The organism is Pseudomonas sp. SMV7, from assembly GCF_052041995.1.
Lineage (GTDB): Bacteria > Pseudomonadota > Gammaproteobacteria > Pseudomonadales > Pseudomonadaceae > Aquipseudomonas.
Genome location: NZ_JBKGGT010000001.1, coordinates 16479 through 29474 on the forward strand (window position 1 = coordinate 16479; position 12996 = coordinate 29474).

At 65.6% G+C, this 12996-nt stretch carries 12 protein-coding genes and 1 tRNA gene; 9 read left to right on the top strand and 4 right to left on the bottom strand.

Annotated elements, in window-relative coordinates; translation table 11 throughout:
* The first annotated feature begins 72 nt into the window (after positions 1 to 72).
* Positions 73 to 498: a DUF1810 domain-containing protein gene (locus tag ACLEJP_RS00075; RefSeq protein ID WP_440803392.1), complete on the top strand. Its 426-nt coding sequence runs from the start codon at positions 73 to 75 to the stop codon at positions 496 to 498.
* Between the two features lies 1 nt (position 499).
* On the opposite strand, the gene ACLEJP_RS00080 is transcribed toward ACLEJP_RS00075, so the two are convergent.
* Positions 500 to 742 carry a hypothetical protein gene (locus ACLEJP_RS00080; protein WP_440803394.1) on the bottom strand — a complete coding sequence of 81 codons (243 nt, stop codon included), beginning with the start codon at positions 740 to 742 and terminating at the stop codon, positions 500 to 502.
* 261 nt (positions 743 to 1003) lie between these two features.
* On the opposite strand from ACLEJP_RS00080, the gene ACLEJP_RS00085 reads away from it, so the two are divergent.
* Positions 1004 to 1078, top strand: a tRNA-Gln gene (locus ACLEJP_RS00085).
* Positions 1079 to 1183: 105 nt separating this feature from the next.
* Here ACLEJP_RS00085 and ACLEJP_RS00090 read toward each other — a convergent pair.
* The 3 genes from ACLEJP_RS00090 to ACLEJP_RS00100 are packed head-to-tail and all read right to left on the bottom strand — an operon-like array spanning position 1184 to position 6314.
* Entirely contained in the window at positions 1184 to 3574 is a 2391-nt protein-coding gene (locus tag ACLEJP_RS00090) for a response regulator (RefSeq protein WP_440803397.1), read from the bottom strand.
* A 13-nt stretch (positions 3575 to 3587) separates the two neighbouring features.
* The gene (locus tag ACLEJP_RS00095; RefSeq protein ID WP_225777195.1) at positions 3588 to 4049 is read right to left on the bottom strand and encodes a response regulator; all 462 of its coding nucleotides are present in this window, start codon (positions 4047 to 4049) and stop codon (positions 3588 to 3590) included.
* A gap of 15 nt (positions 4050 to 4064) precedes the next feature.
* The gene (locus tag ACLEJP_RS00100) at positions 4065 to 6314 is read right to left on the bottom strand and encodes an ATP-binding protein (RefSeq protein ID WP_440803401.1); all 2250 of its coding nucleotides are present in this window, start codon (positions 6312 to 6314) and stop codon (positions 4065 to 4067) included.
* Between the two features lie 267 nt (positions 6315 to 6581).
* On the opposite strand from ACLEJP_RS00100, the gene ACLEJP_RS00105 reads away from it, so the two are divergent.
* From ACLEJP_RS00105 to ACLEJP_RS00135, 7 genes are all read left to right on the top strand, one after another.
* Positions 6582 to 7109: a Csu type fimbrial protein gene (locus tag ACLEJP_RS00105; protein ID WP_440803403.1), complete on the top strand. Its 528-nt coding sequence runs from the start codon at positions 6582 to 6584 to the stop codon at positions 7107 to 7109.
* A gap of 31 nt (positions 7110 to 7140) precedes the next feature.
* Positions 7141 to 7677: a Csu type fimbrial protein gene (locus tag ACLEJP_RS00110; RefSeq protein WP_440803405.1), complete on the top strand. Its 537-nt coding sequence runs from the start codon at positions 7141 to 7143 to the stop codon at positions 7675 to 7677.
* Positions 7678 to 7696: 19 nt separating this feature from the next.
* Positions 7697 to 8227: a Csu type fimbrial protein gene (locus ACLEJP_RS00115; protein WP_440803407.1), complete on the top strand. Its 531-nt coding sequence runs from the start codon at positions 7697 to 7699 to the stop codon at positions 8225 to 8227.
* Between the two features lie 3 nt (positions 8228 to 8230).
* Positions 8231 to 8734, top strand: a complete 504-nt coding sequence (locus ACLEJP_RS00120) for a Csu type fimbrial protein (RefSeq protein WP_440803409.1) — start codon at positions 8231 to 8233, stop codon at positions 8732 to 8734.
* Positions 8735 to 8771: 37 nt separating this feature from the next.
* Positions 8772 to 9560, top strand: coding sequence for a fimbrial biogenesis chaperone (locus tag ACLEJP_RS00125; RefSeq protein WP_440803411.1), 789 nt, complete (start codon positions 8772 to 8774; stop codon positions 9558 to 9560).
* 105 nt (positions 9561 to 9665) lie between these two features.
* A complete protein-coding gene (locus tag ACLEJP_RS00130) occupies positions 9666 to 11963 on the top strand; it encodes a fimbria/pilus outer membrane usher protein (protein WP_440804428.1) in 2298 nt (765 codons plus the stop codon).
* Positions 11963 to 12928 (top strand): Csu type fimbrial protein, encoded by a 966-nt coding sequence (locus tag ACLEJP_RS00135; protein ID WP_440803413.1) that lies wholly within the window; start codon positions 11963 to 11965, stop codon positions 12926 to 12928. Before ACLEJP_RS00130 ends, ACLEJP_RS00135 begins: the two co-directional genes overlap by 1 nt.
* Positions 12929 to 12996 lie beyond the last annotated feature (68 nt).

Consider the following 12996-nt stretch of genomic DNA (forward strand, 5'->3'; position numbering starts at 1 on the left):
ATCGCCTGGCGAGATAGGTCGGCCCTGCAGGCGTACAGTGAAGGACATGACCGACACCGAGGAGGGACAAGCATGCATGCCGACCATGATCTGGAGCGCTTCGTCGAGGCGCAGAACCGGGTGTACGACCAGGTGATGCAGGAGCTGCAGGCCGGGCACAAGCGCAGCCACTGGATGTGGTATGTGTTTCCGCAGCTCGATGGCCTGGGCCGCAGCGCCATGGCCGAGCGTTATGCCCTGGCCGGGATCGACGAAGCCCGGGCCTACCTTGCTCACCCACTGCTGGGGCCGCGCCTGCAAGCTTGCCTGAGTGCGCTGCTGCAACACCGCGACAAGAGTGCCAGGGCAGTACTCGGCAGCCCCGATGACCTCAAGCTGCGTTCGTGCCTGACCCTGTTCGCCCGGGCAGCGCCCGACAACCCGTTGTTCCAGCGGGCGCTGGTGCAGTTCTATGACGGCAAGCCAGACCCCCTGACGTTGGCCGCCTTGGCAGGTTAGCTCAGCGCTTGCGCTCCAGTTGGCGCTCGATCATGTATTTCACGGCCAGCCGGCGTTCCTTGAGGTGACGCAGGTCTTCGTCCTCGAAGTTGCCGGCCGAGATCGACTCGGCGGCAAGCACCTGGTTGTCGATGTCCACGTACTCGTCGAGCAGCCGGTCCAGTTTCTTGTCCTGCTGGCGGCGTTGCTGGACGATTTCACGTGGGTAATGCAGGTCCTGGTAGAGATCGTGAGAAACAGGCATGGGAGTCCTCCATGGTCGATGCAGTTGCCTCATCTGATTGGAAGGGAGGAATGCGATTGTGTTGAAGCGAGGCGGGCGGAAAGCGACGGATGGTCACTGGGTAAACCACGAAAACGACTAACTCGCTGTTTTCTGGCAATTTTTTTTCATCAGGGGGTTCACAGACCGAAAGTTTGTTGTTAAAGTGCCGCGCATTCCAAGACAACAACCCAGTTGTCACTCAGTTGGAATTGTCTGAGCAGCAACTGCTGCATCCGATACAGGGGCGTCGCCAAGCGGTAAGGCAGCAGGTTTTGATCCTGCCATGCGTTGGTTCGAATCCAGCCGCCCCTGCCATTTTCCAGTTTCAAACGTATCTTGGTCCGGTGCTTGGGCAGTAAGCGCCGGGCTTTGCCGTATCTGCCTTTTGCGTTCCCTTGCAGGCGCGACACAAGACCGCGCCTACGCGGTCCTGGTCGTCAGCATCTCGTTCAGCACCCGGGCCAGTTCATCGGCCTGGACCGGCTTCTGCACCACCAGGCTGCCCGGCAGCTCCAGCCCCTGCAATTCCGCGTAACCGGTAAGCAACACCACTGGCAGGTGCGGATACCGTTCGCGTGCGGCCAAGGCCAGTTGTGCGCCGTTGAACTCGGGCATGGCGAAATCGCTCAGCAGCAAGTCGATGCGCTCGTCCAGCAAGGCCAGGGCCTGTTCGCCGCTGTGTGCCTGGCGCACCTGGTAGCCATACTGGCGTAACACATCGCCAAGCATGTCGCGCACCAGGTGGTCGTCATCCACCAGCAGTATCGTCCGGTTGCCGCCGCTTGCGCTGATCGAGTGGCTGAGCAGCGGCGGTAGTGGTTCACTCACCGCTTGATCCTTGACCGCCGGCAGGTACACCGCCACCTGCGTGCCGCGCCCCGGCACGGTGTCGATGTGCACGCCACCCCCGGACTGCTTGGCGAAGCCGAACACCTGGGCCAGGCCCAGGCCCGAGCCCTTGCCGATGTCCTTGGTGGTGAAGAACGGCTCGAATACCTTGGCCAGCACCTCTTCGCTCATGCCGCAGCCGGTGTCGCGGATGCTCAGCACCACGTATTCGCCCGGGTCCGGGTCTTCGGGGCGTTGCGGGCGGGCCTCAACACGGGTGTTACGGGTCGCCAGGGTCAGTTGGCCACCGTCAGGCATGGCATCGCGGGCATTGATCGCCAGGTTGAGGATGATCATCTCGGTCTGGGTCGGGTCGGTCAGTGCCTGCCACAGGGTCGGCTCCAGGTCCAGGCGTACCGAGACATTGCCGCCCAAGGTGCGGCGCAGCAGCTCCTCCAGGCCGGCCAGGGTGCGGTTGAGGTTCAGCGGCACCGGCTCCAGGCGCTGACGGCGTGAGAAAGCCAGCAACTGCGAGGTCAGCTTGGCGCCGCGTTCGCCGGCTTCGCGGATGTGCGTGAGGCGCGAGCGGGCCTTGTCCAGGTTGCCCTTGGCCAGGTCGCGTTCGAGGAAGCTGGCACCGGTGAGGATCACTGTCAGCAGGTTGTTGAAGTCGTGGGCCACGCCAGCGGTCAGCTGGCCGACCGCCTCCAGGCGCTGCATCTGTTGCAGCGCTGCCTCGATGCGTTCGCGTTCGTCGATCTGTTCGCGCAGGCGCGCGTTGGCTTCGGCCAGGCCCATGGCGGCCTCGCGTTCGCTGGTGATGTCGCGTGCCACCACGTACAGCAAGGTGTCTTCCGGCACCACCACCCACGACAACCAGCGCTGCTGGCCGCCGGCATGCAAGACGCGCCCGACGAAGCGGGCGCTGGTGCGGCCATGGGCGAGGGCGGCCAGTTCGGTGAGCAGCAGTTCCTGGTCGGGCTCGGGCAGCAGGTGCAGCAGCGAGGACTGGCTCAGGCGCTCGCGGGAAAAGCCCAGGCTGGCCTCCCAGGCGGGGTTCAGCGCGACCGGGGTCAGGTCCTTGTTGAGCACCGCCAGCAAGTCCTGTGACAGTTCCCAGGCGCGGTCGCGCTCACGGGTACGACGCTCGACCCGTTCCCCGAGCATCTCGTTGAGCTGGCGCAGTGCCTGGGTGGCCAGGCGCTGGGTATGGATGTCCTGCAGTACGCCGGAGAAGCGCACGCACTGGCTGCCGACGAACTGGCTCTGGCCGCTGCTGAGCAACCACCGCGGCTCCCGGCCATGAGGCTGCTCGATGCGAAATTCCACCCGGTACTGGCCGCCGCTTTCCGGGCGCATGGCACGCTCCACCGCCTCGCGCACCAGCGGCAGGTCGTCGGGGTAGATGCCGGCGTAGAACACGTCCAGGGTCATTTCGGTGCTGGTGGGCAGGCCGAACAGGGTCTTGCAGCGGTCGTCCCACAACAACAGGCCCTCTTGCGGGCGCATGTCCCAGGTGCCCATGCCGGCAGCGTCGATGGCAAAGCGTGCCCGTGCCTCGACGTCGGCCAGGGCTTCTTCGGCGCGGCGTCGGCGCTGGCGTTCCTGTACCTCGGTCAGGGCGCGGCGCACCGCCTTGGGCAGCAGTGGCAGGTTTTTCTTCAGCACATAGTCGGTGGCACCCAGGCGGATCATTTCCACCGCATGCTCTTCGCCATAGATGCCGGAAAGGAAGATGAACGGAACGTCCGGGGCCAGGCGCTGGGCGATGGCCAGCACTTCGGTGCCGGACGAGCCCGGCAGCACGCAGTCGCACAGGATCAGGTCGTAGCGGGCCTCGCGCAGGGCGTGCTCCACGCCGACATGGTCGAACACCAGTTGCGCCTGCACATGCAGCCCGCTGCGCTCCAGGCGCATCAGGGTCAGCTCGGCATCCATCGAGCTGTCTTCGACCATCAGCAGTTTCAGCGGCGTTGGCTGCATCGTCGCGGCGGCCTCAGTTGCTGCCGCGCCGGTTCAGGCGCAGCGAGCCGGGTGGGGGTTCGTTGAGTACTGCCCAGAAAATGCCCAGGTCGGAGATGGCGGCGACGAATTCCTTGAATTCCACCGGCTTGACCACATAGGCGTTCACCCCCAGCTCATAGGCGCGCAACAGGTCGGGCTCTTCCCGCGACGATGTCAGCATGACGGTCGGGATGCTGCGCAGTTCGGCGGTGGCGCGCACTTCCTTGAGCACCTCCAGGCCGTCGACCTTCGGCAGTTTCAGGTCGAGCAACAGCACGGCGGGGTTGCCGTCGTCACGTTCGGCGTAGGCATTGCGGCGCAGCAGGTAGTCCAGTGCCTCGGCACCGTCACGCAGCACGATGACTTCGTTGGCCAACTGGCTGCGCTCCAGCGCCAGAAGGGTCAGCTCCAGGTCGCGTGGATTGTCTTCGACCAGCAGGATGGGTTTGAGCATGATGGTAGCGGTGCCTCAGGTGGTCGCGGGGTGGCGCGGGAGGGTGAAGTGGAAGGTGGCGCCCTGGTCGACCTTGCCGTGGGCCCAGACCCGGCCGTCATGACGTTCGATAATGCGCCGCACGCTCGCCAGGCCGATGCCGGTGCCTTCGAAATCTTCCATGCGGTGCAGGCGCTGGAACACGCCGAACAGCTTGTTGGCGTAGGCCATGTCGAAGCCTACACCGTTGTCGCGAATGCACACCTCGATTTCGTCCGGGTGCTGCACGGCGCTGATGCCGATGCGCGCCGGGGTGCGGCCACGCGTGTACTTGATGGCGTTGGCCAGCAGGTTGTGCAAGGCCAGGTTGATGAAGGCAGGGTCACCGATCACCTTGGGCAACGGGGCGATGTCCCAGATGATTTCACGGCCTTCATAGTCGGGGGCCAGCTCACTGCGAACGGCTTCGACCAACGCATTGAGGTCGACGTCCGACAGGCGCAGGGCGGAGCGGCCCATTTGCGAGAAGTTGAGGAGGTTGTCCACCAGGCTGCCGGCAAAGTGTGCGGCTTCATGGATGTGGTGCAGGAAGCGTTTGCCACGCTCGCTCAGGCTCTGCTCCTCGATTTCCGCGAGCAGTTCGGTGTAGCCGGCAATATGCCGCAACGGCGCACGCAGGTCGTGCGATACGCTGTAGGAAAAAGCTTCAAGCTCCTTGTTCGAGCGGCGCAGTTCGCCGGCCAGCTGCGCCAGCTCCTCGGCCTTGCGCAGGACGATGCCGAGCACGGCGGTGCGCAGCTCCAGCACGCCTTCGATGACCAGTGGGTGCCAGGGCTCGCAGTAGCCGCGCAGCTGTTCCTGCCAACGTTCGAAACTGTGACGTGGGTCGAGGTTGCCCTGCGGCCCGACCTGCTTGGTCGGTTGCCCGGCCCAGTTAACCGTGCGCACCTGCTCGGGGCGGAACCACAGCAGGTAATGCGAATGGATCTGCGAGATGGCGACGGCCAGCACACCACCCGCATGGGCGGCGAGCTCGGGCAGTTCGTCGATGTCGCGCTGCAGGTTGTCGCTGTGGAAGACGGTCTCTTCGCCCCGTTGCGTCAGCCAGTGCACCAGCGCAGTGACTTGCGCGGCGGGCGGGGTCTTGCCGATCAGGTCGCAACGTTCGGCCGAGATGACCGCAGCCCCCTGGGCACCGGCGAAGGCCAGCAACACATCTGGCAGATCGCGCAGGCCGTCGCTGACACTGTCATGGTCGGCCATCGAGGAAATCATGCGCACGATGTGCTGGCGCAGCTGCAGCAGCTGACGCGTGTTGGCGTGCGACTCGCGTGACTCGATCTGCAACGACAGCACGCTGGCCAGCAGTTCGCAGGCGGTGCGGGTGCGCAGGTCCACCGGGCGTGGCTGCTGGTGGTGGCAGGACACCAGCCCCCACAATTGCCCGTCAACCACGATCGACAGCGACATCGAGGCCAGGGTGCCCATATTGCGCATGTATTGCAGGTGCACCGGCGAAACGCTGCGCAGCGCAGCAAAGCTCAGGTCCAGCGGCTTGCCGGTGCGCGGGTTGGCCGCGGGCAGCAGCGGTGAGGGCTGGTAATTGGCATCCTCGATCACACGGATGCGGTTGACCCGGTAAAGTTCGCGCGCCTGCGGCGGAATATCGGACGCCGGGAAGCACAGGCCCAGGTAACTGGGGTAGCCCGGGTCGACCGCTTCGGCCAGCACCTGGCCGTTGCCTTCGGCATCGAAACGGTAGGCCTTGACCCTGCCAAAACCGGTAATGCGCTTGAGTTGCAGCACGGTTTGCTGCAGCAGTTCGTCAAGGCTGGCGGCCTGGTGCAGACGGCCGACGAAGCTGCGCACCAGCGGGTAGTAATCACCCTGTGCGGCAAGGTCGTCCGGCAGCCGTGGGGGTTCGAACTCGGCAATCAGGACCTGGTCGTGACGGTGTGTCAGCAGGTGCAGTGTGTGGCTGTACGGTGCGCCCTGGCGCAGTTGCACGTCACCGATATGGAACGGAAACGCTTCGTCCTCGGGCTGGCGGGCCAGGTGCAGACGCAGGTCGAAGTCAGCGCTGACCAGCTCGGCAAAGCTGCAACCGAGGATTTCCCTGGCGGGTATGCCCAGCCACTGCTCGACATTTTCACTGGCCTGGAGCACGCGCAGATCGGCTTCGTCCAGCACCAGCAGGAACCCGTGGGGCTGGATGCTGCCAGGCAGCCGGATCGGCTCCTGGGCACAGCGTTCAAGGGCCTGGGTGAGCGTGCTGTGTGCAGTCATCGATGAAACGCTCCTGTCATGTCTGTCCATGCGTGCCGTAGGTGCCTGGTGCAGGATAAGAGTGCTTCACCCTAACAGATTATCGCCACCAGTGCCGGCCTTGAGCATTGGAGGCCTGAAGCGGCGGTGGGTTCTGCACCCGGCCGGCTGTTTTTATCGGGGCCCTATCGCTTTGTTGCTAACACAAAAAAAGTGGCTGTACGCCACCTCAATGATGTCAACTCGCTGCTACGCTCAGGTCTGCACACATCGACAAGGATAATCAAGGTGACGGAGCGCTTCCTGCCCGCGCTGTTGGGCCTGATGGTGAGCACCAGCGCCACGGCGACGGACTTCCTGGTGGAGGTACGCGTGCTGGTGCAGCGCGGCTGCATGCTGGTCGGCCAACCGCGCGACGCCGGCGCTCAGGCGCTGGGGCTTGTCGACTTGGGCGCGGCTGCCCGCCTTGACGGCCCAGGTGCGCCGCTCAGCGGTGTGCTGCTGAGCCAGCGCCCGCCACGCCTGGAATGCAATCCGCAAACTCCGTATCAGGTGCGCGTCGATGGAGGCCAGCATGGCGGCATCGGCGAGCTGCGTTTTCTCGCCAGCGACGATGACAAGGCCCGGCCGATCCCTTACCGGCTGTTCCGCGATGCTGCCTGGCGCGAACCGTTGGCAGTGAATGTGGCGCTTTCGGCGCGGGTGCCGGACAGCGGCTCGGCCGAGCTGCCGTTGTACGCACGCATCGACAAGCTGGCCTGGGTACCGCAGGCGGGCAGGTATGCCGACCTGCTCAAGATCACCCTCACCTGGTAGGGCTGCCGTCATGCACAGCAACTCGACGGCCATGAGCCGAACCTCGATCCTGCTACTTGCCCTGGGCCCATTGCTGGTCACCAGCGGTGCCGCGCATGGCACCAGCACCGGCTTCATCCAGGCACGCCTGGTGATCAGCGCAGCCTGCCAGGTCAGCAGCAACGGCACGCAAGCGACCGTGGTGGGCAACCCCGGCGTGCTGGATTTCGGCGAGCGCGGCCTTGGCTGGGACCAGCCGCTGCGCAGCCAGGTCGATGACCTGAGTGGCCAGGGTAGCCTGCAGATCAGCTGCACCCCTGGGGTTCGGGCGTTCAACGTGCGCATCAACGGCGGCCTGAATGGCGGCGATGGCATACGGCGGCTGAGCAACGGCCGCGAACTGATTCCCTATCAACTGGCCATCGACCCGGGTGGCAACAGCCGCTACGGCATCGGCCAGGCGCGTGCCTTCACCATCAGCGGCACCCGCCAGGTGCCTATTCCTATTTACGGTGTGGTGGTGGCGCATCCGCGTGCCCTGCCGGCCGGGCTGTACCGTGACACCCTGAGAGTGACCCTGGACTGGTAACAACGCTTAGGAGACGCCGATGCGATCGAACCTTTCATGCTGCATCCTTGCCAGTCTGGGCCTGGCGCTGGCCTTCCAGGCGCATGCCGCCACGACCGGGACCATCAGCTCGACGCTGACCCTGACCGCGGCATGCCAGGTCAATGGCAGCTCGGGCACCTCGGGGATGAACTTCGGTAGCTTGAATTTCGGCACGCAGGATGCCCTGTTCACCACCGCCGGCGCCCAGGTATTGGGCGGTGGCGGGGGGGCGATGAGCGTGCTGTGTTCGGCCGGTACGATCCCGGTGATCCGGGTGCGGGCTGGCCTCAACGACGGCCAGTCGACCGGGGGCACGCGTGCGCTGGCCGATGGCGCCGGCCATTACGTGCCGTACGACTTCTACACCGATGCCGGGCACTCGCAACTGCTGGCCATCGACGGCACCATCACCTTGCCGACCAGCACCGGCGTGGCCCAGACCGTCAACCTGTACGGCCAGGCACGTGGCAAGGCGGGCCTGCCGGCAGGGGTGTACACCGACACGGTGTCTGTCGAGCTGTCGTTCTGAGCCATGCGCAGTTGGCTGGCGGGTGGGCTGACCTGCCTTGGCGTGCTGCTGGCCGCGCCGCTGGATGCGGCGACCTCCAGCAGCTTTGCGGTAACCGCGCAGATCGTCGCCGGGTGCCTGGTGGTGGGGGGTGTCAGCAGCTACGGAACGCTTGACTATGGCTCGCAGTCGGCGCTGGCCAGCGGGGTTCTCGGCACCTCGCTGGGCGGCTCCACGGTGACCTTCCAGTGCACCCCGGGGGTGGCCTTGAACATGAGCGTGGATGGCGGGCAGAACAGTGCCGGCGGCACACGTAACCTCAAGCGCACTGGCGGCACCCAGGTGCTGGCATACCAGCTGTACCAGGATGCCGCCTACAGCCAGAACCTGGGGATCGGCCAGAGCGTGGCCGTGAGCTACAGCGACCCGACGGCGATCAAGCTGCCGGTGTACGGGCGGGTCCAGCTGACCGGTACGCTGCCGGCCGGGGCCTATACCGACGTGGTGCAAGTGACGGTGAGCTGGTGAACACAGCGGCAGCAAACCAGTATTCAAGGAGAGATTCATGGGGGCAGGCGCGAAGTGGGCGCGTGGTTGGGGGCGTGGGTGGATAGCAGCGTTGTGGCTGGCGAGCCTGCCGGCCGGCGCGGCCACCTCGGTGCTGATCTGGCCGATCGATCCGGTCCTGGAAGCTGACCAGAAAGCCGGCGCGCTGTGGCTGGAAAACCGCGGCACCACGGCGGCCAACCTGCAGGTGCGGGTGTTCGCCTGGCGCCAGGCTGACTACCAGGAGCAGTTCCAGGCGCAGCGCGAGATCATCGGTAGCCCGCCCGTGGCAAGCATCGCGCCCGGGCAGAGGCAACTGATCCGCCTGACCCGCACCGCGCCCTCGCCAGTCGGCCAGGAGCAGGCCTACCGCATCATCATTGACGAAATCCCGCCGGCCATTGCGGTCGACAAGGCCGAGCCTGGCACCACGGCGGCAATCCGCCTGCAGATGCGTTATTCGGTACCGCTGTTCGTCTACGGCGAAGGCCTGTGGAGCAGGGCCGACCCGGAGGGCAAGCGCACTGCCGAGGGCATGGGCAAGCCGCAACTCAGCTGGCGTGCGGTGACCGTGCAGGGCAAGCCCTATGTGGAGCTGCGCAATACCGGCCCGGTGCACGCACGCCTGACCGATGTGGTGGTGCAGCAGGGTAGCCAGAGCAAGGCCCTGGCCGAGGGCCTGCTGGGCTATGTACTGCCGGGGGCCAGCATGCGCTGGCCGGCGCCGCTGGCTGTGCATGCGGGCAGCGAGTTGAAAGGGCGGGTGAACGGCCAGAGCAGCGCGGACGCCATCCGCCAGGGCCAATGAGCCAGCGCCTGAATGTTGCTCGTGGGCCAGGGGGGACCCGGCAATGGCAGGAATCCGTGTGTGAGGTGGCTGACGAGGGTGCCCCGCTGGTGCCTGCGGCTGGCCATGCTCGGCTCCGGCCTGGTGCTGGCCGACGAGCTGCCGCCGCCACCCACGGAAGTGTCCGCCATCGCCGATGCCACGCTGTACCTCGAGCTGCTGGTGAACCAGATGCCCAAGGCTGAATTGGTGGCGGTGCAGCAGCGCGCCGGGCGGCTCTATCTGGACAGCGAGGTGTTGCGCGCGGCCGGTGTCTCGCTGCCAGGCAACCCCCAGGGTGAACTGGCCCTGGAGGCCATCGCGGGGTTGCACACCGACTACGACAGCCAGAACCAGCGGCTGCAGCTACAGGTACCGCCCGCCTGGCTGCCCGACCAGCAGGTGGGCGAGCGCAACCTGTACCCGGCGACTGAGGCGCGCAGCAGCTTCGGTGCCTTGTTCAACTACGACCTGTACCTCAACGACAGCGATGATGCTGGCAGCTACCTGGCGGCCTGGAATGAGCTGCGCCTGTTCGACAGCTGGGGCACGTTCTCCAGCACCGGGCAGTGGCGCCAGTCGTTCAACGGTGCGCCGGGCGGCGAGACGCAGCAGGGCTTCTTGCGTTACGACACCAGCTGGCGCTTTACCGACGAGCAGCGCCTGTTGACTTACGAAGCCGGTGACCTGGTGACCGGCGCCTTGCCCTGGAGCAGTTCGGTGCGGGTGGGCGGCTTGCGCCTGTCTCGCGACTTCGCGATACGTCCCGACCTGGTCACCTATCCGTTGCCGGCGTTCGCTGGCGAAGCGGCGGTACCGACCTCGCTCGACCTGTTCATCAATGGCTACAAGGCCAGCACCAGCGAGCTGCAACCTGGCCCCTACACCTTGACCAACGTACCGTTCATCAATGGTGCCGGGGAGGCCGTAGTGGTCACCACCGATGCGCTTGGCCGGCAGGTGTCGACCACCTTGCCGTTCTATGTCACCAGCAGCCTGCTGCAAAAAGGCCTGGTGGATTATTCGATGTCTGGCGGTAGCCTGCGCCGGGATTATGGCGTGCGCGATTTCGCCTACGGCCCCGGGGTTAGCTCGGCCAGCCTGCGCTACGGGGTCAGCGACAGCTTCACTCTGGAAAGCCATGCCGAGAGCGCCGAATCGCTGATGCTGGGCGGGATGGGCGGCAACATGCGCCTGGGCAACCTGGGTGTACTCAACGCGGCCCTGGCGCAGAGCCAGTTCGAGGGGGACAACGGGCATCAGGTCGCCCTCGGCTACCAGTACAACAGCCAGCGCATCGGCTTCAGCTACCAGCGCCTGCAGCGTTACGGCAGCTACGCCGACCTGACCCGTGTCGACAGCCAGGACCTGCAACTGAGCCAGCGCAGCGAACAGGTCACGTTCAGCCTGAACCTGAACCAGTACGGCAACCTCGGCGCCGGCTACTTCGACGTGCGGGCGGGCGACGGCACCCGTACCCGGCTGCTCAACCTCAGCTACAGCAAGCCACTGTGGGGCAGCAGCAGCCTGTACCTGTCGGCCAACCGCGAACTGGGGGACAGCCAGTGGGCGGTGCAGGCGCAGTTGGTGATACCGTTCGACCTGCACGGCACCCTGGCCATGGCCCTGGAGCGCAGCCAGCAGGGCGAGCGCCTGCAGCGCGTGAACTACAGCCGCGCGGTGCCCGTTGGTGGCGGTGTCGGTTACAACCTGGGCTATGCCGCCGGTAGCGAGCGCGATGCCTACCGCCAGGCCGATGTCACCTGGCGCTTGCAGTCGGTGCAGTTGCAGGCAGGTGTGTATGGCAGCACGGGTGAGATGACCCGTTGGGCCGATGCCAGCGGATCGCTGGTGTGGATGGATGCAGGGCTGTTCGCCGCCAACCGCATCGACGATGCCTTCGTGCTGGTCAGCACCGATGGTTACGCCGATGTGCCGGTGCGCTATGAAAACCAGGAGGTCGGCCGCACCGATGCCGGGGGCCATCTGCTGGTGCCGTACAGCAGCGGTTACTACCGCGGCAAGTACGAAATCGACCCGATGGACTTGCCGCCGGATATCCTTGCCACCGAAGTGGAGCAGCGCGTGGCGGTGCGCCGTGGCAGCGGCTACCTGCTGGAGTTCCCGCTGCGGCGCGTGCTGGCGGCCAGCGTCGAACTGGTGGACGCCAACCGGCAGGTGCTCACGCTGGGCAGCCGCGTCACCCATGTCGAAACTGGCAGCCAGGCCGTCGTCGGATGGGATGGCCTGGTGTACCTGGAAAACCTGGCGCCGCACAACAGCCTGCAGGTGGAGCTGGCCGGCGGCGGGCAGTGCCGGGTAGCGTTCGACCTGCCTGAAGCGCAGGGCTCGATCCCCCTGATCGGCCCGTTGGAATGCAAGTGATGGGCTGCTGGCGCGGATTGCTGGCCTGCGCCTTGTGCTTGGGGGCGGGTACGGCCTGGGCCAAGTGCACTTCCGTGGTGACCGCGCCAGCGGCATTCGGCTCGCTGAACTCGACTCAGGTACGCAGTACGGTGCAGATGGCCTCCAGTACCAATTCGGGCCTGCAGTGCAATGGTTCGGTGGTCAGCGTGCTCAGCAGCACTGACTCGTTCAAGATCAAGATCACTGCCACCACCAGCGGCCTGGTGGGGCCAACCGGGGATGTCATCCCCTACACGCTGTATGCCGACGCCACCACCAGCTATCCGATCACCCGTGGCAGCGCCTTCGAATACCGCTCCACCGGCATCCTCGATCTGCTGGGCCTGCTCAACGGTACCCCCAGGAACGTGCCGCTCTACATGCGCACGCAGGTGGGCAGCAACGTTGCCGCAGGGGCCTACCAGGAAACCCTCAACGTCGAATGGGCCTGGGATTATTGCGAGGGGATCGGGCTTGGCGGGCTTTGCATAGGCCGGGACACTGGCAGCGGCAGCAAGACCCTGACGGTGAGCCTGACGGTGACCAATGACTGCCAGATCACCACGCCCGACATCAGTTTCGCCAGTGCACCGGTGGTGGCGGGGTTCGGTACGGTCAGCCAGAACCTCAGCGTGTCGTGCACCAAGGGCAGTGATTACACCGTTGGCCTGGACGATGGCAAGAACGTGGCCGGCGGGCGGCGGCGCATGAAGTCGGCGGCGAACAACTACCTTGCCTACGATATCTTCAAGAGCGCCGGGGCGCAGCGCTGGGGTTCGGTAGGGGCCGCACGGCGGGCCAGTGCCGATGCCGATGTGAACCCCGGTGCGGGTACCGGGACCGGTAGCCAGGTGTTCAACTACAACGCCAAGGTCTACACCGACCAGGCGACACCGCCAGCGGGCAGCTACGCCGACAGTGTGATTCTGGATGTGCAGTTCTGAAGCAACCCACGCACTTCCAGCTTCAGGAGCGGGCATGCCCGCTCCCACAAGGACGGTGCAAGGTTCAG